13 protein-coding genes, 1 pseudogene and 1 riboswitch are annotated in these 23,893 nt (G+C 69.4%); of the genes and pseudogenes, 12 read left to right on the top strand and 2 right to left on the bottom strand.

Annotation, left to right across the window (positions count from 1 at the left end):
* Positions 1 to 712 precede the first annotated feature (712 nt).
* Positions 713 to 1,006 carry a DUF1294 domain-containing protein gene (locus AB2385_RS10255; protein WP_367654886.1) on the bottom strand — a complete coding sequence of 98 codons (294 nt, stop codon included), beginning with the start codon at positions 1,004 to 1,006 and terminating at the stop codon, positions 713 to 715.
* A 478-nt stretch (positions 1,007 to 1,484) separates the two neighbouring features.
* On the opposite strand from AB2385_RS10255, the gene AB2385_RS10250 reads away from it, so the two are divergent.
* From AB2385_RS10250 to AB2385_RS10205, 10 genes are all read left to right on the top strand, one after another.
* Positions 1,485 to 1,958, top strand: a complete 474-nt coding sequence (locus tag AB2385_RS10250) for a GNAT family N-acetyltransferase (protein WP_367654884.1) — start codon at positions 1,485 to 1,487, stop codon at positions 1,956 to 1,958.
* A 139-nt stretch (positions 1,959 to 2,097) separates the two neighbouring features.
* Positions 2,098 to 2,205, top strand: a riboswitch (TPP riboswitch).
* A gap of 117 nt (positions 2,206 to 2,322) precedes the next feature.
* On the top strand, positions 2,323 to 3,153 hold the full coding sequence (thiD, locus tag AB2385_RS10245) for a bifunctional hydroxymethylpyrimidine kinase/phosphomethylpyrimidine kinase (protein WP_367654883.1): 831 nt from the start codon (positions 2,323 to 2,325) through the stop codon (positions 3,151 to 3,153).
* On the top strand, positions 3,150 to 4,565 hold the full coding sequence (gene thiM / locus AB2385_RS10240; RefSeq protein WP_367654882.1) for a hydroxyethylthiazole kinase: 1,416 nt from the start codon (positions 3,150 to 3,152) through the stop codon (positions 4,563 to 4,565). Before thiD ends, thiM begins: the two co-directional genes overlap by 4 nt.
* On the top strand, positions 4,562 to 5,086 hold the full coding sequence (thiW, locus tag AB2385_RS10235) for an energy coupling factor transporter S component ThiW (RefSeq protein WP_367654881.1): 525 nt from the start codon (positions 4,562 to 4,564) through the stop codon (positions 5,084 to 5,086). Before thiM ends, thiW begins: the two co-directional genes overlap by 4 nt.
* Positions 5,087 to 5,337: 251 nt before the next feature.
* Positions 5,338 to 6,966, top strand: a complete 1,629-nt coding sequence (locus tag AB2385_RS10230; RefSeq protein WP_367654880.1) for a long-chain fatty acid--CoA ligase — start codon at positions 5,338 to 5,340, stop codon at positions 6,964 to 6,966.
* Positions 6,967 to 7,258: 292 nt separating this feature from the next.
* Complete coding sequence (locus tag AB2385_RS10225; protein WP_367654879.1) at positions 7,259 to 11,938, top strand: glutamate synthase-related protein; 4,680 nt, start codon at positions 7,259 to 7,261, stop codon at positions 11,936 to 11,938.
* Positions 11,939 to 12,051: 113 nt separating this feature from the next.
* The gene (locus tag AB2385_RS10220; protein WP_367654878.1) at positions 12,052 to 13,311 is read left to right on the top strand and encodes an ammonium transporter; all 1,260 of its coding nucleotides are present in this window, start codon (positions 12,052 to 12,054) and stop codon (positions 13,309 to 13,311) included.
* A gap of 137 nt (positions 13,312 to 13,448) precedes the next feature.
* Entirely contained in the window at positions 13,449 to 15,293 is a 1,845-nt protein-coding gene (gene asnB / locus AB2385_RS10215) for an asparagine synthase (glutamine-hydrolyzing) (RefSeq protein ID WP_367654877.1), read from the top strand.
* Positions 15,294 to 15,453: 160 nt separating this feature from the next.
* Positions 15,454 to 17,067: an alpha/beta fold hydrolase gene (locus AB2385_RS10210; protein ID WP_367654875.1), complete on the top strand. Its 1,614-nt coding sequence runs from the start codon at positions 15,454 to 15,456 to the stop codon at positions 17,065 to 17,067.
* A 135-nt stretch (positions 17,068 to 17,202) separates the two neighbouring features.
* Complete coding sequence (locus AB2385_RS10205; protein WP_367654874.1) at positions 17,203 to 20,061, top strand: phosphodiester glycosidase family protein; 2,859 nt, start codon at positions 17,203 to 17,205, stop codon at positions 20,059 to 20,061.
* Between the two features lie 71 nt (positions 20,062 to 20,132).
* On the opposite strand, the gene AB2385_RS10200 is transcribed toward AB2385_RS10205, so the two are convergent.
* Positions 20,133 to 20,615, bottom strand: a complete 483-nt coding sequence (locus AB2385_RS10200) for an HNH endonuclease (protein ID WP_367654873.1) — start codon at positions 20,613 to 20,615, stop codon at positions 20,133 to 20,135.
* Between the two features lie 210 nt (positions 20,616 to 20,825).
* Between AB2385_RS10200 and uvrA the strand changes: the two genes are divergently transcribed.
* A complete protein-coding gene (uvrA, locus tag AB2385_RS10195; protein ID WP_367654872.1) occupies positions 20,826 to 23,690 on the top strand; it encodes an excinuclease ABC subunit UvrA in 2,865 nt (954 codons plus the stop codon).
* A gap of 77 nt (positions 23,691 to 23,767) precedes the next feature.
* Positions 23,768 to 23,845: pseudogene (locus AB2385_RS10190) on the top strand (zinc-ribbon domain-containing protein); the annotation flags it as partial.
* Positions 23,846 to 23,893: the final 48 nt, after the last annotated feature.

Here is a 23,893-nt window from a genome sequence, read left to right as displayed (position 1 = left end):
TCCACCTGGCTCGCCCGGAGGTACACATTGCCCACCGTCTCTTCGCCGATCTCGTTAGCCAGCCAGGCCTCCATCGCACCACTGGTGAACGTGTGGCCGATACCGCGCATCACCTCACCGATGAAGATGGCGGCCACAGCAGGAATGGCCCCCTCGATCGCCAGACCGGTACCGAGGAGGAGGGTGCCAATAACCACGGAAAGGCGCCGGCTATAGACGTCTGCTACCACACCTGTGGGAACTTCAAAGATGAATACGGTACATTCTAGTGCGGTCCCAACCAATACTAACGGAAATGGGGTTAACTCGACCTCGTTTATGTAGTAGACCGGAAGAAGGGTGAAAATCATGGCGAATCCGAAGGCGAGGAACCCTGTCCAGAGGTAGTAGACGGTTTGAGGTTTCAATCTAAGCATCGGGGGGTAAATGAGAAACCCTCCTATCTCTTATGTCCTGGGGCAACGTACACCTGGTGCAATGAGGTGAACGTGACAGCGACGTTATTGCTACGTAGCCTTGTTCCAAGCAAGAGAGGCACGACAGCAAGATCCAAAGGTTCCTGAATTATTAGTCGGCCGCCGGAGGACCTAACCAACTCCCATCATGCCAACACCACTTGACGGGACACGATCCCACGATAAGGGGAGAATGGTGCCACGACAATCGCAAGACTGCTTGAAGCCCCATCGCCCACGTGACGGGGGCCGAACCACTACCGGTTGCGGCCCCGGACCACCAGAGAGACCAACAGAAACTGGAGGAGGCAGGCGCCCACGTTGACCACCTGGAAGTACCACTTCCGGGTCTTGTGGTGAAACAACTGCATCCCGGCCACCGCACCGAACGGACCTCCGGGAAGCAGCGCACAGAGGAGGAGGGTCCGCTCCGGAATCCGCCACATGTTATGGGTCGCGCAGTACTTGTCGAGCCCGTAAGCGACGAACGTGGCCACCGCACAGACGGCAGCCAGCGCCACAACCATCGCCCACCAGTCGAGCCCTGCCATTACAGGTCGATCACCTCCACGGCGAGAAACGCCGACTCCATCGTCCCGGTCGAATCGGAATCCACGCGCGCTTCGCCTTCGACGGCCGGACGCAGGCCGCGCGGGCAGACTGGCCTGCTTCCATTCCACCTGTGAGGGGCTGCCAGAAACCGGCCGGAATGGCCGGGCTCGCCGGGACGTGGAGGAGGAGCACGACGTCCTCCTCATTCTCCCTGCGGCGGATCACCCAGCATTCGATGCTATGCCTGACTGGTTTACTCACCAACTGATGAGCCTCCTCCTGGTCGTGTGCGGAACTTGTGTGCGATAGGAAACGGTCATAAATATACAACAGTGTACAGCGCAAAGGGAGGGAACGTATGCTCTTTCACTGCGACGGTTCCTGCTGGACCTGAACGACACACCATTCCACCAACCCGGGTGCGAGCCCTCAGTGGTGGGGCGGGTGCGTACCGGGTGCGCGCCGGAGGATCAAGACATGCTGCAGATTCGGACAGCATCCCCACCTGACTACGAAGGAATGCTTGCGGTGGCCCGCTCCCTTCCCGAATGGTTCAACGCGCAGGGCCTCCGGGAAATGGCCACCGACCTCAAGACCCAACAGGGCTTCCTGGCCGTCTGCCAGAGCGGGGGCACAGACCGGGTCGTTGGCTTTGTCACGTGGCTCCCCCGATCGGCGGACGTCAGCCTGGTGGAACTGACCTGGCTGGGCGTGGACCCGCAGTTCCAGCGACGGGGCCTGGGCCGCTCGCTGGTCGACGCCGTGGCAGACCGCTGCCGCCAGATCGGCATCTTCGTCATGGAAGTCACGACCCTGGCGGACAGCGTGGATTACGCCCCGTATGCGGGCACCCGAGCCTTCTACCGCAGGATCGGGTTCCAGGACTGGCGAGTGGACAAGGATTTCTACGGCCCCGGCGACGACCGGCTGGTGCTGCGCAAGTACTTGTGAACGGTTACTGCGCCGGGCCCTCTGGCGGTGACCGCCGTCAGACGACGTTGGCCCGGGGCTGCGGCCTCACATCACCCCCGCGGCTGTCTTGACACCCTTTTTCCGCCGATGGTACGCTGTCAACAAGTGCATACTGGGTCCGATCCACTAGGGGAGCCCTCTTGGGCTGAGAACAGGTCTGCCGAGACCTGGACCCTTAGAACCTGAACTGGGTAATACCAGCGGAGGGAAGTGGACGGCCGGCCGTTCTGTCATCGTGCGGTCGCCTCCACGTTTCTTCGTAGGGGCGGCCTTTTTGTGTTCCGAACCCTCCCCCGGTCGGGCCCGGCGCACTGCCCATTCCAACAGAAAGGTGTGAGCGACCGTGACCCTGCCACGCGCCCTCACCATTGCCGGCTCCGACTCGGGCGGCGGCGCCGGCATCCAGGCCGACCTGAAAACCTTCACCGCCCTGCTGACCTACGGCAGCTCCGTGATCACCTGCGTCACCGCGCAGAACACCCTGGGGGTGACCGGCGTCTACCCCCTCACCGCCGACCAGGTGGCAGCGCAGCTGGACGCCGTCCTCTCCGACATCGGCACCGACGCGGCCAAGACCGGCATGCTCTACGACGCCTCCACCGTCGCCGTGGTGGCCGACCGGGTGCGGCGGTACGGCGTATGCAACCTCGTGGTGGACCCGGTGATGATCGCCAAGAGCGGCGCCCCCCTGCTCCTGCCCGAAGCGCAGGCCGCCCTGCGGGAGCTGCTGCTGCCCTTGGCGCGGGTGGTAACGCCCAACCTGTCCGAGGCGGAAGCCCTGACCGGCATGATCATCCGCACCCGTGCCGATATGGAAGTGGCTGGGCAGCGGCTCCTGCAGATGGGGGCACAGGCCGCGGTGGTCAAGGGTGGCCACCTGGAGGGCGACCTGGCGGCCGACCTGCTGATCGCCGCCGACGGCAGCCGGCTCTGGTTGGAGGCCGAGCGCGTCGAGACCCGGCAGACCCACGGGACCGGATGCACGTACAGCGCGGCCATCGCCGCCGGGCTGGCCCGGGGTCTGGAGCTGCACGAGGCGGTCCGCCTGGCCAAGGACTTCATCACCCTGGCGATTCGAAAGGCGCCGGGGATCGGCGCCGGCCACGGTCCCACCAACCACCTGGCCTGGCTGGAGGAAGGGCGCGTCCCGGCCCGTGGGGGTGGCGGACGATGACGGCGCTGCCTGAGCGGGTTCGGGAGCGGCGGCCCCTGGTGCACGCCATGACCAACTACGTCACCATGGACTGGGTCGCCCGGGGGCTCCTGGCCGCCGGAGCCCGTCCGGTGATGGCCCGGGACGGGTCGGAGGCCCCCCTCGTCGCCGCCGCGGCCGACGCCCTGGTGCTCAACCTGGGCACCTGGGGCCCCGATCTGCAGCAAGCGATGCTGGAGGCCGGGCAGGCGGCCGCCCGGGGCGGAATCCCGGTGGTGCTCGACCCGGTGGGGGCGGGCGGCATCGCGACCCGCACCCGTGCCGCCCTGGATCTGCTGGAGCGGGTGAAGGTGACCGCCGTCCGGGGCAACGCCGGGGAAGTCCTGGCGCTGGCGGGCGAGCAGGGGCTGGTGCGGGGCATCGATGGGCCGCAAGAGGCCCAGGGCCTGCGGCTGGAGCGGGCGGCCCGCGCCGTGGCCCGGCGCTTCGGCTGCGTCGTGGCCGTCACCGGCCCGGTGGACCTGGTCACCGACGGCCAGCGTACCCTGGCCGTGCGGGCGGGGCACCCCCTGATGGCGCAAATCCCGGGTGCCGGCTGCCTGGCGGCGGCGCTGGTGGCGGCGGCCCTGGCGGCGGGTGACGGCTCCGCGCCCGTGGAGGCGGCGGCGGAGGCGCTCCTCTGGGCCGGTTGGGCGGGGGAGCAGGCGGCGGCGGACGCGCGGGGCCCCGGCAGCTTCGCCGCGGCCTACCTCGACCGACTGGCCGGGGTCGAACTGCTGCCGGCGGGGCGCGTTGCACCGCCGCTTTCCGAGCGGCTGAGCCTGTACGTGCTGGTGAGCGGCACCACCCCGGCGGAAGTGGTGGAGGCGGTGCTGCAGGCGGGCTGCCGTATGATCCAGTTCCGCGAAAAGCACCTCCCGCTCGCCGCCCAGGTGGAGGCCGCACGCTGGGTGCGGGAAGCCTGCCGGCGGTACGGGGCGCTCTTCCTGGTCAACGACCGGGTGGACCTGGCGCTGGCGGTCGGGGCCGACGGGGTCCACCTCGGGCAGGACGACATGCCGGTGGCGGCGGCCCGGCGGATCCTGGGGCCGGAGGCGATCATCGGGGCCACGTGCGAGACGGCCGGGGAGGCCCGGGCCGCCGAGGCGGCCGGGGCGGACTACATCGGCGCCGGGCCGGTGTACGCGACTCCGTCCAAGGCCGACGCCGGCGCGCCTTACGGTCCGGACGTCGTCCGCCGGGTGAGCGAGGCGACCTGCTTGCCGGTGGTCGGCATCGGCGGCATCGGCATCGGCGGGGCAGCGCCCGTGATCGCGGCGGGGGCCGCGGGCGTGGCGGTGATCTCCGCCGTCGCCGGGGCGGCTGATCCCGGGGCGGCGGCCCGTGCGATTCTGGAAGAGGTCGAAAGCGCCAAGCGGGGGGGATGGACATGAACCGGACCGAACTCCTCACCCGGATGGCGATTCTGGTGGCGCTCGGCGTGGCTTCCTCCTACGTCTCGGCGATCCCGCTGTTCGGGGCGAAGCTGTTCCCGGCGCAGCACGCCATCAACGTGGTGGCCGGCGCCATGCTGGGCCCCGTCTACGCCGGGGGGGTGGGCCTGGGCATCGCCGTGATCCGCATCCTGCTGGGAAGCGGTACGCCGCTGGCGATTCCGGGGACGATCTTCGGCGCCGTGCTGGCGGGCCTTTTCTACCAGCGTACCGGCTCGCGGCTGGCGGCGATGGCCGGCGAGGTGATCGGCACGGGCCTGATCGGCGCGGTGGCGGCCTACCCGGTGGCGGTGCTGCTGATGGGCGATGCCAAGGTGGCCGCGGGCGGCATCGGCTTCTACATCCCCAGCTTCGCCGCCAGCAGCGCGGCGGGCGCCCTCATCGGCGGCCAGGCGCTGGTGGTGCTGCAGCGGTTCCGCCTCATGGCAGCGGAGCGGGCGGTTCACCGGAGCGGAACCTGAAGAACGGACCGGCAGGCCCACCGGGGGCTTCTCCCGGTGGGCCTGGTGTCTGTGGGTGCCCGCCCCCGGCCGGGTCCGCCGAGGTGGTGTGGCGGGTCGCAGCATGCCCGGCTGCGGGCGCAGTTTCATCGGAACAAGTAGCCAGAATAGTGGGTAATATCAGAAGGTCATCCGCAGGGCACGGCCAATAGGTGAAGAAACACTCCCGCCGCGCCGGCCAGCGGCGGGAAGAAGAGGAGGGGTTGTGACCGATGACCATGCGGCACCAGCTGACCCTGCACACCATGCTCGAGCGGGCACGGCGCTACTTCCCGGACAGGGAGATCGTCTCCCGCACGGGTGCAGGGATGTTCCGGTACACCTACGCCGACTACCACGAGCGGACCCGCCGGCTCGCGGCCGCCCTCACCCGGCTGGGCGTTCGGCGCGGGGACCGGGTCGGCACCATCGCCTGGAACCATCACCGGCACCTGGAAGCCTACTTCGCGGTGCCCTGTATGGGGGCCTCGCTGCACACCGTCAATCTGCGGCTTCCCCCGGATCACCTGACCTACGTGATCAACCACGCCGGGGACCGCGTGCTCCTGGTCGACCCGGACGTGGTGCCGCTGGTCGAGGCGGTGCATCCCCGCCTGGAGACGGTGGAGCACTACATCATCATGGCCGACGGGCCCCTGCCGGAGACCAGGCTTTCCCCGGTCCACAGCTATGAAGAGTTGCTGGCCGCCGCCTCCGCTGACTACCGGTTCCCCGACGACGTCGACGAGTGGGCGGAGGCAGGCATGTGCTTCTCGTCGGCCACTACCGGCCTGCCCAAGGGGGTCACCTATGCCCACCGGGCGATCTACCTCCACTCGATGATGGTCTGCATGGCCGACACCATCGGGATTTCGGAGAAAGACGTGTGCATGCCCGTGGTGCCGATGTTCCACGTGAACGCCTGGGGCCTGCCCTTCGCAGCCCTCTGGATGGGCGCCAAGCAGGTGCTGCCCGGTCCCCGTCCCGACCCGCACCTCCTCTGCCAGCTGATCCAGGATGAAAAGGTCACCCTGGCTGCCGGAGTGCCCACGGTCTGGATGGGCGTGCTGCAGGCGGTGGAGCAGAAGGGGTACGACCTCTCCTCCATCACCCGCATCGCCTGCGGCGGCGCGGCCCCGCCCCGGGCGCTGATCGAGGCGTACGAACTGAAGCTGGGTGTGCCGTTCCTGCACGCGTACGGCATGACCGAGGGGGCACCGGTCACCCACGTGAGCCGGCTCAAGTCCACGCTGGAGGATCTGCCGGCGAGCGAGCGGTACGCGAAGAAGGCGAAGCAGGGCATGCTCGTCCCGGGCCTGGACATGCGGGTCGTGAACCCGGACGGCGCCGAGGTGGCCTGGGACGGCAAGGGAATGGGGGAGATGGCCCTGCGCGGGCCGTGGATTGCCGGCGCCTACTACAACGATGAACGGTCGGCGGAGACGTTCCGGGACGGGTGGTACTACACCGGCGACGTGGTCACCGTGGACCCGGACGGCTACATGCAGATCGTCGACCGGATGAAGGACCTGGTGAAGTCCGGCGACGAGTGGATCTCGTCGGTCGACCTGGAGAACGCGATCATGGCCCACCCGCAAGTGGCCGAGGCCGCGGTGGTGGCGGTCTACCACCCGAAGTGGCAGGAGCGGCCCCTCGCCTGCGTGGTGCCGAAGCCCGGCGCCGCGCTCACCGCAGACGAGATCAAGGCGTTCCTGAAGGGGAAGGTGGCTGACTGGTGGATTCCGGACGACGTGGTCTTCATCGCTGAGGTGCCCAAGACCAGTGTGGGCAAGTTCAACAAGAAGGTGCTGCGGGAGAAGTACTGGCATCACCTGTCCACAGAACAGGCGCCCGCGGACTAGGGGTCGGCCGGGCGAGACGGAACGGCCCCGGAGGAGCCAGCGGCTCTTCCGGGGCAGCCTTTTGCCTGTGGCCAAGTTCTGTCGTGACGGTCGGTTCCCGGTGGATCTGTCTCTGGTCCTCGCGTTGATTGAAACCTCGCTGCATACCGATACCGAACTTGTATTTGGGCAGAGGCCGCACGCGCATTGACATTAAGTGGATGCCGCCCGTATACTGCAAAACACAATTTTCACATAGCGGGGGCGCTAACCGGCACCCCGGCGAGGAGGCTGCGAAAGAGGTGAGAGAGCAGTGCGGTTCGTGCTTAGCGAGCGCGACATCCGGCGGTACCTGGTGGAGAACGAGCACGACGCCTGCGCTCTCATGGCGGCCGTGCGCAAGGATGGATACCCGACGCATGCGGTCGTGGCGGACGCGCTGGCTGCCCTGGCCCGCATGGTCCACCGCTCGGGCGACGTCGACGGCGAGGGCGACGGGTGCGGGGTGCAGATCGACATCCCGCGCCGGCTGTGGGCAGCGCTGCTGCGCGACGCCGGGCAGGATCCGCGGCTGGTCGGGGAGCCCCACTTTGCGGTGGCGCACATCTTCATTCCCCAGCGCGAGGCGTACTGGTCGGGCCCCCTGAAGGAGCAGATCTGCCGGCGCATGGCGGCCGACGGCTTCCGGATTCTCGCCCAGCGCAGCGGGGCGGTCAACCGGGAGGCCCTCGGGGTGCGCGGACGGCAGGATGAGCCCGAGTTCTGGCAGGTGGCGGTGCTGGCGCCCGCCGCCGACCGGCAGGCGGCCGACAGGGCCTGCTTCCAGCTGACGGTCGCCCTGGAGGCGGAGACAGACCTGCACGTCTGCTCCTTCTCCCCCGACACGGTGGTCTACAAGGTGCGCGGGGATGCCGCCGTCCTGGCGGCCTACTACCCCGACCTCGGGGACCCCCGCTGCGAGAGCCGCGCCGTGTTGGGGCACAACCGGTACTCCACCAACACGGCCACCGCCTTCGAGCGGGTGCAGCCGTTCTCGGTGCTGGGGCACAACGGCGAGATCAACACCATCCGGGCCCTGCGGGAGCAGGCGCCGCTGGTGGGCATTGCCCTCCACCGGGGCGGCTCCGACTCGCAGGACCTCAACCGCACCGTCGAGGGGCTGGTCCATCTGCACGGCCTGACCCTCTTCGAGGCCATGGAGATGCTCTTCCCGCCGATCATCGGGGAGATCAAGCAGATGCCCGGGGCGCTGCAGGATCTCTATATGTACTACCGGCAGGCCTGGGGCCCGTTTGCCCAGGGGCCTGCGGCCATTCTCGCCCGCAGCGGCGACTACCTGGTGGCGTCGGTGGACGCCATGGGGCTGCGCCCCCTGTGGCATGTGGAAACCGAGGAGTGCCTCTTTTTCTCCTCGGAGCCGGGCATCGTGAACAGCGTCGACCTCGTGCGGGATCCGCGCCCCCTGGCGCCGGGCGAGAGGGTGGGGGTGATCCTCCCCCAGGGCTGCGAGCCGGAGCTGCTGCCCTACACCCGGCTGCAGGATCGGGTGCTGCAGCTCTCGCGGCAGCGTTTCCCCGCACCGGCGAGCTACCGGCGCTTCATCGCCGTCGGCGGGCCTGTGGAGGACGGTTGGACACCGCAGGCGGACGGGACGCCCGCCGCCCAGGGAAACGGCGTGCCGCCCGCGGCCGAACCCGGCCGCGCCAACGCCGGGGTGGAGCGGGACCGACTGATGGCCGCCATGGGCTGGAGCGCCGAGGACCTGGAGCAGGTGACGGCTATGGCCCGCACCGGTGCCGAGCCCATCGGCTCCCTCGGGTACGACGGACCGCTGGCCTGCCTCGCCGAGACGAGGCAGAACCTTGCCGACTACTTCAAGGAGTCGGTGGCGGTGGTCACCAACCCGGCCGTGGACCGGGAGCGGGAGATCGAGCACTTCTCCACCCGCGCGGTGCTCGGCGTGCGCCCGCCCATCCACCTGCGGGGCGAGGACGACGCCCGCAGCCTGGCGGCGACGCGGGTGGAGCTGGGCATCCCGGTGCTCCTGGGCGGAGAGCGTGCCGAACCGCTGGTTCCTCCGGCGGCCGGCCGCCGGCTGGCCCGCTCGGCCGGCACCTGGCTGCTCCCCGACCTGCTGGCGGCGTTTCAGGCCGGCTCCCCCGGCGCGGTGCAGCGCATCGCCCTGTACTTTACACCCACCGAGCCGCTGGCGCAGGCGCTCGCCCGGCTGGCCGCGGAGGCCGTGGAGGCGGTGCAGCGCGGCGCCCAGGTGCTTCTCCTGGACGACGGCGACGCCCTCGTCGGCGACCGGCACTGGATCGACCCCCACCTCATCCTCTCGGCGGTGGACCGGGCGCTTCACGCGGCGGCGCAGGCAGATGGCCGGCACCGCCTGCGACGGCAGTGCTCGCTGGTGCTGCGCTCCGGTGCGCTCCGCTCCCTGCACGACGTGGTACTCGCCCTGGGCCTGGGGGCCGACGCCGTCAACCCTTACCTCATGCTGGAGGCCGCGGCCCAGGCCGGACCTGCGCCGGAGGAGGGACTGGCCAACCTGCTCTCCGCCCTCCGCAAGGGGCTGGAGAAGGTCATCTCCACGCTGGGCATCCACGAGCTCAGGGGCTACGCCCGGTGCTTCAGCCACGTCGGGCTCCGTCCGGAGGTGGCCGCTTACTTCGCCACCGGAGGGTTTCTGGGTTCCGAGGAGGGCGGGCTCTCGCTGGCCCGGCTGAAGGCAGACGCGCACGAGCGCTACCAGGTGGCCGCAGGACAGGGCAGCGGCAGGCTGCCGCGCACCTTCCGCTTCTGGCCCCGCCTCTGGAAAGCCGCCGGCGAGGCGGCGGCCGACGGCAGCAAGTACGCCGACTACCTGGTGCGGCTTGGGAAGCAGGAGCGGGAGACCCCCGTCTGCCTGCGCCACCTGCTGGACTTCCGGCCGCACGGACGGGAGCGCCCCCTCACGGCCGAGGTGGATACCACCATTGAAGGCTACCGCTACCCGATCACCATCTCGGGCATGTCGTTCGGCTCCCAGGGCGAGACGGCCTTCCGGGCCTACGCCGAGGCGGCCCGGCGGCTTGACATCGTCTGCATGAACGGCGAGGGCGGCGAGATCCCCGACATGGTCGGCCGGTACTGGCGCTGGCGGGGACAGCAGGTGGCTTCCGGCCGGTTCGGCGTCCACGCCGAAATGCTGAACGGCAGCCGCTTCATCGAAATCAAGATCGGCCAGGGGGCGAAGCCCGGCGAGGGCGGCCACCTGCCGGGGGCCAAGGTCTCGGCCAAGGTCGCCCGGGCGCGCAACGCCACCGTGGGGGTCGACCTGATCTCGCCTTCCAACAACCACGACATCTCCTCCATCGAGGACCTGGCCCAGTTGGTGGAGGAACTCCGCACCGTCAACCCGCTGGCGAAGATCGTCGTGAAGATGCCCGTCGTCCCTGGCATCGGCACCATCGCGGTGGGCGTGGCCAAGGCGGGCGCCGACGTGGTGGCGCTCTGCGGCTACGACGGCGGCACCGGGGCTGCCCGCCAGCACGCCCTGCGCCACGCCGGTCTGCCGGTGGAAATCGGGGTGCGGCAGGCCCACCTCGCCCTCGTGGCGGCAGGGATCCGTGACCGGGTGGAGATCTGGGCCGACTCGGGCATGCGCTCGGGCACCGACGTGGTGAAGATGATGCTGCTGGGGGCCAACCGGGTGGGCTTCGCCACGCTGGCGATGGTGGCCGTCGGCTGTACCATCTGCCGGGGCTGCCACCTGGACACCTGCCACGTGGGCATCGCCACGCAGATCGAGAGCTGTGCGGAGGCGCGGGCGAGGGGCCTCAGGGCCTTCGTGCCCCGGGTCTACGAGGAGGCCGTGGAGCGGCTGGTGACGCTTTTCACCTGCGTGGGGGAGGAGGTGCGCCAGCTCACGGCCGAGCTGGGGTTCCGCCGCACGCAGGACCTGGTGGGGCGGGCGGAACTGCTCTGGCAGGCGCGGGGTCTGGGCAGGGTCGACCTTTCCGGGCTGATCGCCCCCGTGCCCTGGGAGGTGCCCGCCGTTCCGGCGGCCGAACGGGTCCCTGTCCGCCGGTACGCCCGCAGCGAACTGAGCCGGGAGATCGCCGCAGTGGCCGCCGGCCGGGCCCGGGCCGGGGAGTCGGCGGTCTGCCACCGACAGGCCGGCGTCACCGCCCGCGACCGCATCATCGGCACCGCCGTGGCCGGCGCGGTGGCCCGGGCCCGGGTGCGTCCGGACGCGGCGGAAGCACGGCTGCCCGACCTTCCTCCGGATTTCGCCGCACAGATCGAACTCGCGGAGGGCTCCATCGCGGGCAACGGCCTCGCCGCCTTCTCCACCGGCGCCGTCTCCGTCCGGGTGCAGGGCGGCGCGCAGGACGGCGTGGGCAAGGGAATGCTGGGCGGACGCGTCGTCATCCTGAAGCACCGGAACCGGAGGGGGCAGTGGGTCAACGGGGCGGTCGGCAAGTCGTTTGCCTACGGCGCCCAGCGCGGGCTGTTCGTCGTGCAGGGCGACGCCGACGCCCGCTGCGGCATCCGGCTCTCCGGGGCCGACCTGATCCTCGGCGGCCGCATCCGGGAGCCGCTCCGGGACGACCTGGGCTCCATCGGCACCCGGGCCAACCTGAAGGGGTTCGCCTTCGAGTACATGACGCAGGGGCGCGTCGTGGTGCTCGGCGACCCCGGGCCGTGGATCTGCTCCGGGATGACCGGCGGCGTGGTCTACGTGCGCCTTCAGCCGGAACTGGGGCTGGACGAGGCGGCGCTCCGGCGGCGAATCGCCAAGGGGGCGCGCGTGCAGCTCACCCCTGTCGGGGAGCAGGGGGAGAAGGACCTGACGGAACTCCTGTCGGTCTACCACCGCATCCTCTTGGAGGCCCGGCAGCCCGAGGAGGCGGCCGAGGTCATGGGCCTCATGCTCGACTGCGGCCGGCATTTTGTGGCGCTCCGGCCGGCGGGGCAACAGGCTGATCCCGGCATCAGCACAGAGTAGCGTGCCGGGGGGTCAACGACACGATCACGTTTTCACCCGTCAGGCAGCGGGTGATCATCCTGTCGCCGAGACCGGAATGCGGTATTCGGCAGGCACAAAGGAGGGCTGGAGCGATGAACCTGGATGGATGGACTGTGGGGATCGATTCGGCGTGGACGATGGTGGCCGCCTCGTTGGTCTTCTTCATGCAGGCGGGGTTTGCGATGGTGGAGGCCGGGTTCACTCGCTCCAAAAACGCCGCGAACATCGTGCTCAAGAATCTGATGGACTTCGTGGTGGCCTCTATTGCCTTCTGGGCAGTGGGCTTCGGGCTGATGTTCGGGGCTGATGCCGCCGGACTGATCGGCCTCGGCGGCTTCGGGTCTGCCGAGTCCCGCTTCCTTCACCTGGGTCTGGCGATTCCGTTCTTCGTGTTCCTCTGGTTCCAGACCACGTTTGCCGGCACGGCGTCGACCATCGTCTCCGGGGCGATGGCGGAGCGCACCAAGTTCTCGGCCTATCTGCTCTTCAGTGCCGCCATCACGCTGCTCGTCTACCCGGTGGTGGGCCACTGGATCTGGGGCGGCGGCTGGCTCGCCCAGCTGGGCTTTGTCGACTTCGCCGGTTCGACGGTGGTGCATTCGGTGGGCGCGTGGGCCGCGCTGGCGGGCCTGATTTTCCTGGGTCCCCGCATCGGGCGCTACGACAAGCAGGGCCGGCCGCGGAAGATCGTCGGCCACAACCTGGTGCTGGCAGCCCTGGGGGTGTTCATCCTCTGGTTCGGCTGGTTCGGCTTCAACCCGGGCAGCACGCTGTCGGCTACCGACCCGAACATCGGCCGGATTGCGGTGACCACCAACCTGGGTGCGGCCGCCGGCGCCCTGGCGGCACTGCTCAGCGCGTACCTGCGCACTGGCATCTGGGAGGTCGGGGCCGCGCTGAACGGCGCTCTGGCCGGCCTGGTGGGCATCACCGCCGGCACCGCCTTCGTCTCGCCGGCCGCCGCCATCGTGATCGGCGCCGTGGCCGGGCTGCTCCTGGCCCCGGGCACGGCCCTGCTGGAGCGGTTCCGGATCGACGACGCCGTGGGCGCCATTCCCGTGCACGGCTTTGCCGGGTTCTGGGGCACCCTGGCGGTGGGGCTCTTCCATGAAACGCAGGGGCTGCTCACGGGGGGCGGGCCGCAGTTGCTGGGCATCCAGACCCTGGGTGCGGCGGCGGTATTCGGCTATAGCTTCACGGCCTGCCTGTTGATCTTCGCCGTCATCAAGGCGACCGTGGGGCTCCGGGTCTCCAGGGAGGAGGAGCTCTCCGGCCTGGACACCGAGCACGGCGTGCGGGCTTACCCCGACTTCCAATCCGTGCCGGTGCACTCCCATACGGGCGACGACTAACCTGCGTCTCCATGCCACGTGCGGCACCGCTGCCGGGGGCGCCCCTGGCGTGCTCTAAGGGGGAGATCCCGCCGCCGGCGAGTACCATGGAGTATTCAGCCGGTGTGTTCAGCCGGTACGGGGGGACAGCACAAGCGATGTGTGGCATAGCCGGTTGGGTCGACTGGGAGAAGGACCTCTCCCAGCACGGTCCGGTAGTGGAAGCGATGACCGCTCCGCTGGCTGAGCGGGGTCCCGACGCCGGGGGTACCTGGCTGTCCGCGCACTGCGCGTTCGGTCACCGGCGCCTGGCGGTGGTGGACCTGGTCGGGGGTGTGCAGCCCATGGTCCGCCGCCGGGGAGACCGGACCTACGTGCTGGTCTACAATGGGCAACTGTACAATACGGACGAACTGCGGGCGGAGCTCACGGCCAGGGGGCACGCCTTCACCACGCAGTCGGATACCGAGGTTCTGCTGGTCGCCTATATCGAATGGGGGCCGGCCTGCACCGAGCGCCTCAATGGCATCTACGCCTTCGCAGTATGGGATGAGGCCGAGCAGCGGCTCTTCCTGGCCCGCGACCGGTTCGGCGTCAAGCCGCTGTTCTACAAAGAGATGGGCCGGAGCTTGGTGTTTGGGTCTGAGCTGAAGGCGCTGCTGGCGCACCCGCTGGTCAGGCCGGAGGTGGACGCGGAAGGGCTGGCCGAGATCCTCTACCTGGGGCCTTCCCGCACGCCCGGCCACGGCGTTTTCCGCGGGGTGCGGGAGCTCCTGCCCGGGTACTGGCTGATCTACGACCGCCGCGGCCTGCGGACGCAGCCCTACTGGCGGCTGGAGAGCCGGCCCCACACGGACGGCCCGGCGGAGACGGCAGAGCGGGTGCGGGAACTCCTGCGCGCCGCCGTCCACCGGCAGCTGGTGGCCGACGTGCCGGTGGCCACCCTGCTCTCCGGGGGCGTGGACTCCAGCGCCATCACCGCCTTTGCCGCCGAGGTCTTCCGCGCCGAAGGGCGAGGGCCGCTTCACACCTGGTCCATCGACTACGCGGGCAACGACCGGCACTTCCGGGCCCACGCCTTCCAGCCCGACCCGGATCGCCCCTTCGTCCAGACCATGGTGGACACCTTGGGAACCGTTCACCACGACGTCATCATCGACACGCCCGAACTGGTCGCGGCTCTGACCAAGGCCACGCTCATCCGGGACCTGCCCGGCATGGCCGACGTGGACGCATCGCTCTACCTCTTCTGCAGGGAGATCAAGAAGGGGGCCACGGTGGTCCTCTCGGGCGAGTGCGCGGACGAGGTCTTCGGCGGTTACCCATGGTTTCACCAGCCGGCCCTCCATGCGGGCGGCTCCTTCCCCTGGGTGCGCTCGCTGGCCGAGCGGACGGCGCTGCTGCAACCGGGCGTGACGGGCAACATCACGGCCGACGAGTACGTGGCCCAGCGATACAGCGATACCGTGGCCAGCGTACCCCGGCTGCCGGGCGAGGAACCCGAGGAGGCCCGCCGGCGGGAGATGTTCTACCTCAACCTCTGTTGGTTCATGGCCACGCTGCTGGACCGGAACGACCGCATGTCGATGGCGGCCGGAGTGGAGGCCCGCGTTCCCGTCTGCGACCACCACCTGGTCGAGTACGTCTGGAACATCCCCTGGTCGCTCAAGACCTATGGCGGCCGCGAGAAGGGCATCCTCCGCGAGGCGCTGCGCGGGGTGGTGCCGGAGGCCGTGCGCATTCGGCGCAAGAGCCCCTTCCCCAAGACCCACAACCCCGATTACTTCCGCATGGTCCGAGACCTGCTGCTCTCGTTGCTGGACGACCCGGCGTGCCGCCTGCACGAGATCGTCAGAGCCGACCGCGTGCGGGCCCTGGCGGAGCAGGAGCAGGAAGCCACCGGCCTCCCCTGGTTCGGCCAGCTCATGGCCGGCCCCCAGTACCTGGCCTACCTGATTCAACTGGAGGTCTGGCTCCGCCACTATAAGGTTGTCCTGGTCTGACCGCTGCGGCGCACTGCGCCCGGCTCCTGGCCTCCCGAAGGGGCAAGCCGACGCCCGGGGCGCGGGCCAGCCTGCCGATCTTGCTCCAGCGCGCAGGGGACATCCCCTCCTGTCCCGAACTCCTTCTTCGTGTGAACGCACAGGCGAAGGAGGAGATGGTATGCGTGTGATCCACTGGATCCGGCGCGGGCTGGCCCTCGTCCTGCTGGCCGCGCTCACCTGCTGGCCGGCCGCACCGGCGCTGGCGGCCGCCGCCGACCTGGTGCCGCTCAGGTTCCTGGCCGAGGCGACCGGCGCGACCGTGGAGTGGGATGGCGAGACCCGCACGGTCACCGTCGTCACCGACGATGGCGTCACCGCCACCCTGCAGATCGGTGCCACCGAGGCCGTGGTGGACGGGCAGGCCGTCCCAATCGGCGCCGAGGCGATCATCGTGGACGACCGCACGATGGTGCCCCAGGCCTTCATGGACAGCCTGCTGGCCATGCCGGTCACCTGGGACCCCGAGGCGCGGGAGGCCCGGGTCGACCCGTACGTGCTCCAGGCCCACCGGCTCGCCCGTGACCTGCTGCGGGGCGAGCTCAGCACCGTACACGCCCGGTTCAGCCCGGCCCTGCAGGAGGCCGTCTCCCCCGAACTGCTCCTGCTGACCGGGCTCCAGCTGGCGTCGTACGGTGAGCCCGGGCGCCCGCAGGTGCTGGGTGCGAGCACCACGGCGGTTCACCACAACGTCGACCTCCTCGTTCCCTTTACCCAGGCGCCGCTCAAGGTAACGATCCGCTTCGACGGCGAGGGGCGCGTTGACGACTTCCGCATCGACGCTTACGCTCCTGTGCCCGTCGCGGGCGACCCGCCCTACGCCGACCCGGAGAGCTTCACCGAGAAGGAGGTCGTGATCGGCGAGGCCCCCTGGGCCCTGCCCGGCACCCTGACGCTGCCTGCCGGCGAGGGGCCTTTCCCCGCGGTGGTGCTGGTCCACGGCTCGGGCCCCGTGGACCGCGACGAGACGGCCTACGCCGTGAAGCCCTTCCGTGACCTCGCTCAAGGCCTGGCGGCCCAGGGCATTGCCACCCTGCGGTTCGACAAGCGCACCTACGTGCACTCGCAGAAGTTCGGCAGCAACCCGGAGTTCACGCTGCAGGAGGAGTCGGTGGAGGACGCCCTGGCGGCCGTGCGCCTGCTCGCGGCGGACGAGCGCATCGCCCGTGACCAGATCTACGTGCTCGGCCACTCGCTGGGCGGCCTCGCCCTTCCCCGCATTTTCGCCCAGGACGAGGAGGGTCTGATCCGCGGCGGCATCGCCATGGCGGCGCCCAACAGCATGCTCGACACTCTGTGGGCCCAGAACCGCATCCTGGTGGAGTCGGGACAGCTGCCGCCCGAGCAGCTTGAGTTCATCAAGCCGCAGCTCGACATGCTGCGCGACCCCGCCTTCGATCCCGACAACCCGCCCGAAGGCTACGCCCTCGGCACCCCGCACTACTGGCACGACCTGGTGCCCAAGGCGTCTGAACTGCTCCGGGAGCAGCAGCAGCCGATCCTGTTCCTGCAGGGCGCCCGGGACTTCCAGGTGCCGGTCTCGGAGTTCGAGAGCCTTCAGGCCGACCTCGCCGGGCGGACGAACCTCACCTTCCAGCTGTTCCCGAAGCTGAACCACCTCTTTACCGAGGGCGAAGGCGAGATGAGCACGATGGCCGAGTACATGGTGGCCGCCAACGTGCCCGAGTACGTGGTGCAGGCCATCGCGGACTGGATTCACTCCCAGCCCGAGTGACCGTGCCAGAGAACATGAGAGGGGACCGAATCTGGTCCCCTCTCCATCATTTACACGTCAACATGGAAACCACTGCACCTCCTGGCCCGTCCAAGGTTACAGGTTACATAAACCTGTCCAGGAGGGCACCTCTTGATGAAGCGATTGACCTGGCTCTTGACGCCACTGCTGGTGGCCGCGCTGGCGGCGCCCGCCGCCGCCAACCCGGGCCCTGGTTCCGTCGCGCCCTACGTCAGCGCGCACCAGCAGGTGACGCCCGTCGCACAGGGGCTGACGGTAACGTCGTTTCAGCGTCTTTATCCTCATGGCTGGGTGAACGGCTGGCTGCTCATGGCCGACCTCTCCGAGCCCACGCTTCGGTCCGACGTGCTCACCGCACCCGCACTGACCGAGCGGGAGCCGCTCTCGGCGATGGCCGCCCGCGCCGGGGCCGTCGCCGCCGTCAACGGCGACTTCTTCGCCATGGCCGGAACGGGCATCGCACTGGGAACGGTGGTGCAGAACGGCCAGTACCTGCAATCGCCTCTGCCCAACTGGCCCAACGGCGTCCTGGTGGGGAAGGACCGCATCGGCCGCCTGGCCTCTGTGGTGCTGGAGGGAACCGTGACCACACCCGATGGTTCCTATCCGCTGGCAGTCGTCAACACCCCGGTGGTGCCCGAGGGCGCCATCGGCATCTTCACCTCGCTCTGGACAATCGACCGGCCCTGGGCCATGGGCGATGCCGCCGTCGGGTGTGAAGTGGTGGTGCGCCAGGGCCGGGTGGTCTCCATCAGTCCGAAGGTGAGCGGTGATCCTGTGCCCGCGGACGGCTTCATCCTGGTCGGTACCGGCGACATGGCCGCCCCGCTGGCGCGGCTCAACGTGGGCGACCCGGTTTCGGTGAGCTATCGCGCTGTCCCCGACGTGTGGTGGGCCCTGGGCGGTCAGAACGTGCTCGTGGACGACGGCAGCGTTGTGGACGGCCTGGATGGCACCTCCCGCCGCCCCCGCACGGCCATCGGCTTCTCGAAGGACGGCAGCCGGATGTACCTGCTGGCGATTGACGGTGACTTGTCCCTCAGCCGGGGGCTCTCGCTCCGGGAAGTGGCGGAGCTGATGCGGGAGTTCGGCGCCCACTCGGCCCTGGAGCTGGACGGCGGCGGCTCGACCACCATGGTCGCCCGCCTGCCCGGAACCAGCGGCCTTACGGTGATCAACCGCCCGGCCGACGGGGCCGAGCGTCGCATTCCCAACGGCGTCGGCCTCTTCGCCGAGCCCGGATCAGGCGTGGCGCACTGGCTGCAGGTGGAGGGGGAGCCGCGCGTGTTCCCCGGGCTATCCCGCACGCTGACGGTGACGGCCCTGGACGAGCAGTACGAGGCCGCGCCGGTGGAGACGCCGGCCTGGTCCCTGGCGGGGCCGGGCACCATCACGGCGGACGGCCGCTACACGGCGGCAGGCGCGGACGGCGCACCGGTGCCGGCGGGCGCCTCGGCGGTGGTCACCGTCGAAGCGGAGGGACTCACGGCCGAGGCCCGCATCAGGGTGCTGGGGCGGCTGGCCGGCCTCACGACCTCCGCCGCCGGCGGGCTGCGCCTCACGGCCGCAGAGGGAGCCTTCTTCACGGTGATCGGCCATGACGCAGACGGCTACCGGGCCACAATCGACCCCGACGACCTGGAGATTTCCTACGATTCCTCCCTGGTACGCGTGGAACGGGAGGGCGACGGCCTGCGGGCCTTCCCCGTAGCCCCCGGAACGGGCCTGATCCGGGTGGCGGTGCAGGGCCGTGAAACCTTCATTCCCTTCGTCTCCGGACACGCCACGACCGTGCTCAGCGCCCTCAGCGATCCCGCACTCTGGGAGTTCGCCCGTTACCCTGACGAGGTGGGCGGCGCCGTCGCACCGGGCGACATCCCTGCCAACGGCAACGGCGTGAACGGGGCCGACGAAGGTGGCCATGCGAACGGGGCGGCCGGGACCGGCGGTGCGGGCGGGCCCGCAGGCGCCGCCATGGCCCTGCAGTATCACTTCGGGCCGGCCTCCAGCAACCGGGCGGCGTACCTGCAGGCGGCGGCACCGGTGGTGCTGCCCGGGCAGCCAGATCGGTTCGGGCTCTGGGTGAAGGGCGACGGCCAGGGGGCCTGGCTCCGGGCGGTGCTGAAGGACGCCGCCGGCGGCAGCTACACGGTTGACCTGGCCCGGAAGGTGGACTGGACCGGCTGGCGTTATGTGGAGGCCCGAATTCCGGACGGGGTCGCCTATCCGGTCAGCCTCTACCGGGTCTACCCGGTGGAGACCGACACGACGCGGATCTACTCCAGCGTGCTGCAGTTTGCCGACCTGACGGTGAGTGAGGCCCTGGCGATGCCGGAGGTACCGGAGCCCGCGGAGGCGCCCGACGTGATCCTCGCGCCAGGGAATGCGGCCGGCGAGGGCAGCTGGTCCTTCGCCGTGCTGGGGCAGACGCCGGAGGTGGAGCCGCAGCCGGTCGTCGCCACGGCGCTGGCGGCCGACCCTGCCTTCTTCCTGGTCAACGCCGGCCTCGGGGAGGTGGTGCGGCAGGCGCTGACCGACCTCGGCCGCAGTGATGTGCCGGTCTATGAGATGGTGCCTCCGGCCCGCTACTTCGACGCCGGCGGCGTGCGCTTCATCCTGCTGGGCACCGAGCAGGGCGGGCTCAGAGCCACCGAGTTCGGCCAACTGCCCGGCCTGCAGACGCTTCTGTCGCTGACGGCGCGAGATCAGGCGATCCGGCAGGTCGTGGTGGTCGGCGGCGAGGCGCCCCCGGCCTGGGCCGACGGGCGCGAGGCCGAACTCGTGCAGCGCTGGCTGACGGAGTTCGAGGAGGAGTCAGGCAAGGCTGCGGCCTACCTGAGTGCCGGCGGCGCGTTCCCGGATGTGCATCGCCTGGAGGGCATCCCTTACATCGAGGTCGGCAGCCCGATGGTCCCGCGGATCTTCAAGATCGATCCGACGCCCGGCCGCGTGTGGATCCGGCTGGAGCGCTGAGCGGGCTGTGGGGCCACACCGGAACGTGCGGAGGCCGGGGGCTTACCCCCCGGCCTCCCTGACGTTGTCAACTAGTAGAGCGAACCCCGGCTGACCGGGGCAGACTCCAGGAGGTGGGTCATGCGCACGAAGCGTACCGGCGGCCGCTTGCCCCCGGCGGCGGTCTTCCCGGGTGCGGGCGTGGGCCGGCCCATGCGGCGGGCGAACTCGGCGGCGTCCAGGTCGCCGCGCCGGCCGTTGCACTCCTCACAGGCGCAGATACAGTTGTCCATGGTGGTGAGACCGCCCTTGGACCAGGGGATCACATGGTCCAACGTAAAGCCGGGCCGGCCGCACCAGTAGCACGTGTAGCGGTCGCGGGCCAGCACCTTCAGCCGGATGTGCCGGTAGGCGAACGGATCAAAGCGGAGCCGGATGCGGGCGCGGCCGACCCAACGGGCCCGGCCCAGCCTGACCTCCCGTTCGGCGACCTCGCGCCTGCAGGGGGTGAGGGTACGCCCCCGGACGTCGATGACCTCGATCAGATCGGTGGGATTCTTGCCTTCACGGGGCACGGAACTCTCGCCCCCTTTCCTGGTGTGGCGGACGGGCTGATGGCGAATCTTTTCCATCCGCACGTTAACTAAATTATTATAGCACACCAGCGAACGTGGGAACGTGTTGCAAACAAATGTTCGTCATGGTATCATTTCCTCGTCGCAGAGGCGACACTGGATGTGGTACCATCTACTATTGATTGATCCACCGGTGGGGGGCGTTGGGCTGTGGCCAAGGACCGTCTGGTGATCAGGGGTGCGCGCCAGCACAACCTGAAGAACATCACCCTGGAGATTCCCCGGGACAAGCTGGTGGTCTTCACCGGCGTCTCCGGGTCGGGCAAGTCGTCCCTCGCGTTCGATACCATTTACGCCGAGGGTCAGCGGCGGTACGTGGAATCGCTCTCCGCTTACGCCCGGCAGTTCCTGGGGCAGATGGACAAGCCCGATGTGGAGTCCATCGAAGGGCTCTCGCCTGCGATCTCCATCGACCAGAAGACCACCTCGCGCAACCCGCGCTCCACCGTGGGCACCGTCACCGAGATCTACGACTACCTGCGGCTCCTCTATGCCCGCATCGGCCGGCCCCACTGTCCCAGGTGCGGCCGGCCCATCACGCGGCAGACGGTGGATCAGATGGTCGACACGCTCCTGCGCCTGCCCGAGCGCACCCGTATCCAGGTGCTGGCGCCGCTGGTGCGGGGCCGCAAGGGTGAGCACGTGCGGGTGTTTGAGGACATCCGCCGCGGCGGCTACGTGCGCATGCGGGTCGACGGCGAGATCATGGACGTGACCGATCAGCCGCCCGCCCTCGACAAGAACCGGAAGCACACCATCGAGGTGGTGGTGGACCGGCTGGTGGTCCGGCCGGACATCGGGCGGCGGCTCGCCGACTCGCTGGAGATCGCGCTCAAACTGGCCGGCGGCATCGTCACCGTCGACGTGGTGGGCGGCGAGGAGATGCTCTTCAGCGAGAACTTCGCCTGCCCCGACTGCGGCGTCTCCATCGACGAGCCGCAGCCGCGCAATTTCTCCTTCAACTCGCCCTTCGGCGCCTGCCCGGCCTGCACCGGCCTGGGTTTCAACACCGAGTTCGATCCGGACCTTGTCCTCGACCCCAGCCTGTCGCTGGACGAGGGCGCCCTGATCCCGTGGGCCAACTCCTCGCAGCAGTACTTCCACAACATGCTGGACGCGCTCTGCCGCCAGCTGGGCATCCGCAAGGACGTGCCGCTGAACCAGCAGGACCCCAAGTTCATCGACATCCTCCTCTACGGCTGGCCCGACGGCAAGGTGCGCTTCCAGTACGAGAACATGTTCGGCCAGCGCAAATGGTACGAGGTTCCCTACGAGGGGGCCATCAAGCAGCTGGAGCGGATGTACCGCGAGACCTCCAGCGACGCCATCCGCGACCACCTGGCCGAGTTCATGACCACCCGGCCCTGCCCCGCCTGCAAGGGTGCCCGGCTGAAGCCGGAGTCGCTGGCCGTGAAGGTGGGTGGCCTCTCCATCGCCGAGCTGACCGATCTGGACGTGGTCCAGATCCGGCAGTTCCTTTCCCGGCTTGAGCTCACCGAGAAGGAGCGGGCCATTGCCCGCCAGATCCTGAAGGAGATCGACGCCCGCCTCGGCTTTCTGATCAACGTGGGCCTCGACTACCTGACGCTGAGCCGGTCGGCCGGTTCCCTTTCGGGCGGTGAGGCGCAGCGCATCCGCCTGGCCACGCAGATCGGCTCGCACCTGGTGGGGGTGCTCTACATCCTGGATGAGCCGTCCATCGGGCTGCACCAGCGTGACAACGCCCGGCTGATCGAGACCCTGCAGCAGCTCAGGGACCTGGGCAACACGCTGATCGTGGTGGAGCACGACGAGGACACGATCCGGGCGGCCGACTGGGTCGTCGACATCGGCCCGGGGGCCGGACAGTCCGGCGGCCGCGTGGTGGCGGCAGGCCCGGTGGAGACGATCATGGCCACGCCGGAATCGCTCACCGGCGCCTACCTCTCGGGGCGCAAGCAGATCCCGATTCCGGAGCGGCGGCGCAAGCCCAACGGCAAGTGGCTGGTGCTGAAGGGCGCCCGGGAGCACAACCTGAAGAACATCACCTTCCGGGTGCCCCTGGGCACGTTCACCGTGGTGACCGGCGTCTCGGGCTCCGGCAAGTCCACGCTGGTGAACGAGATCCTGTACCGGCGTCTGGCCGCCGACCTGAACGGGGCCCGCACGCGCCCGGGTGCCCATGACGGCATCGAGGGCCTGGAGTACCTGGACAAGGTGATCGACATCGATCAGTCGCCGATCGGCCGCACGCCCCGTTCCAACCCGGCCACCTATACGGGTGTCTTCGACCTCATCCGGGAGCTGATGGCGCAGACCCCCGAGGCGAAGATGCGGGGCTACAAGCCGGGCCGCTTCTCCTTCAACGTGCGGGGCGGCCGCTGCGAGGCCTGCAAGGGCGACGGCATCATCAAGATCGAAATGCACTTCCTGCCCGACGTCTACGTGCCGTGCGAGGTCTGCAAGGGCGCGCGCTACAACCGCGAGACGCTCGAGGTGCACTACAAGGGCAAGAACATCGCCGAAATCCTCGACATGACCGTGGACGAGGCGGTGGAGTTCTTCCGCCCCCTGCCGCGCATCTACAAGAAGATGCAGACCCTCCAGGACGTGGGCCTCGGCTATATCAAGCTCGGACAGCCGGCCACCACCCTCTCCGGCGGCGAGGCCCAGCGGGTGAAGCTGGCCACGGAGCTCTCGCGCCGGGCGACGGGCCGCACGATCTACATCCTGGATGAGCCGACCACCGGCCTGCACACGGCCGACGTGCACCGGCTGCTGGACGTGCTGCAGCGGCTGGTCGACGCCGGGAACACGGTGCTGGTGATCGAGCACAACCTCGACGTGATCAAGCAGGCCGACTGGATTGTCGACCTCGGGCCCGAGGGCGGCGACCGGGGCGGTCAGATCGTCGCCGAGGGCACACCGGAAGAGGTGTGTGAGAACCCCAACAGCTACACCGGCATCTTCCTGAAACGGCACATGGAGCGGCAGCGCGCCCTGGCGGCGCTGGAGGCGGCGGCGGGGACCGACTGACCGGCAGGGAGCGCCGATCCCCTTCTCGAAGTCTTCCACACAGCCCGTGCGAGAAGGCCAGACAGGGGAGGAGACCGGTGACGAAACCGATCAGGTGTCCTTATTGTGGGACGGAGGTCTCTCCTTCCGCTAACTACTGTGATTCCTGCGGCACGCCTCTCAGGGCGGCCGCCGCGCCCGCGCCTGCCCGCCGGCGGGGGCGC

This window comes from Symbiobacterium sp. (assembly GCF_040797425.1).
Classification (GTDB): domain Bacteria; phylum Bacillota; class Sulfobacillia; order Symbiobacteriales; family Symbiobacteriaceae; genus Symbiobacterium.
The sequence above is the reverse complement of the archived record's forward strand: the minus strand, read 5'-3'. Positions and strand labels throughout refer to the sequence as shown.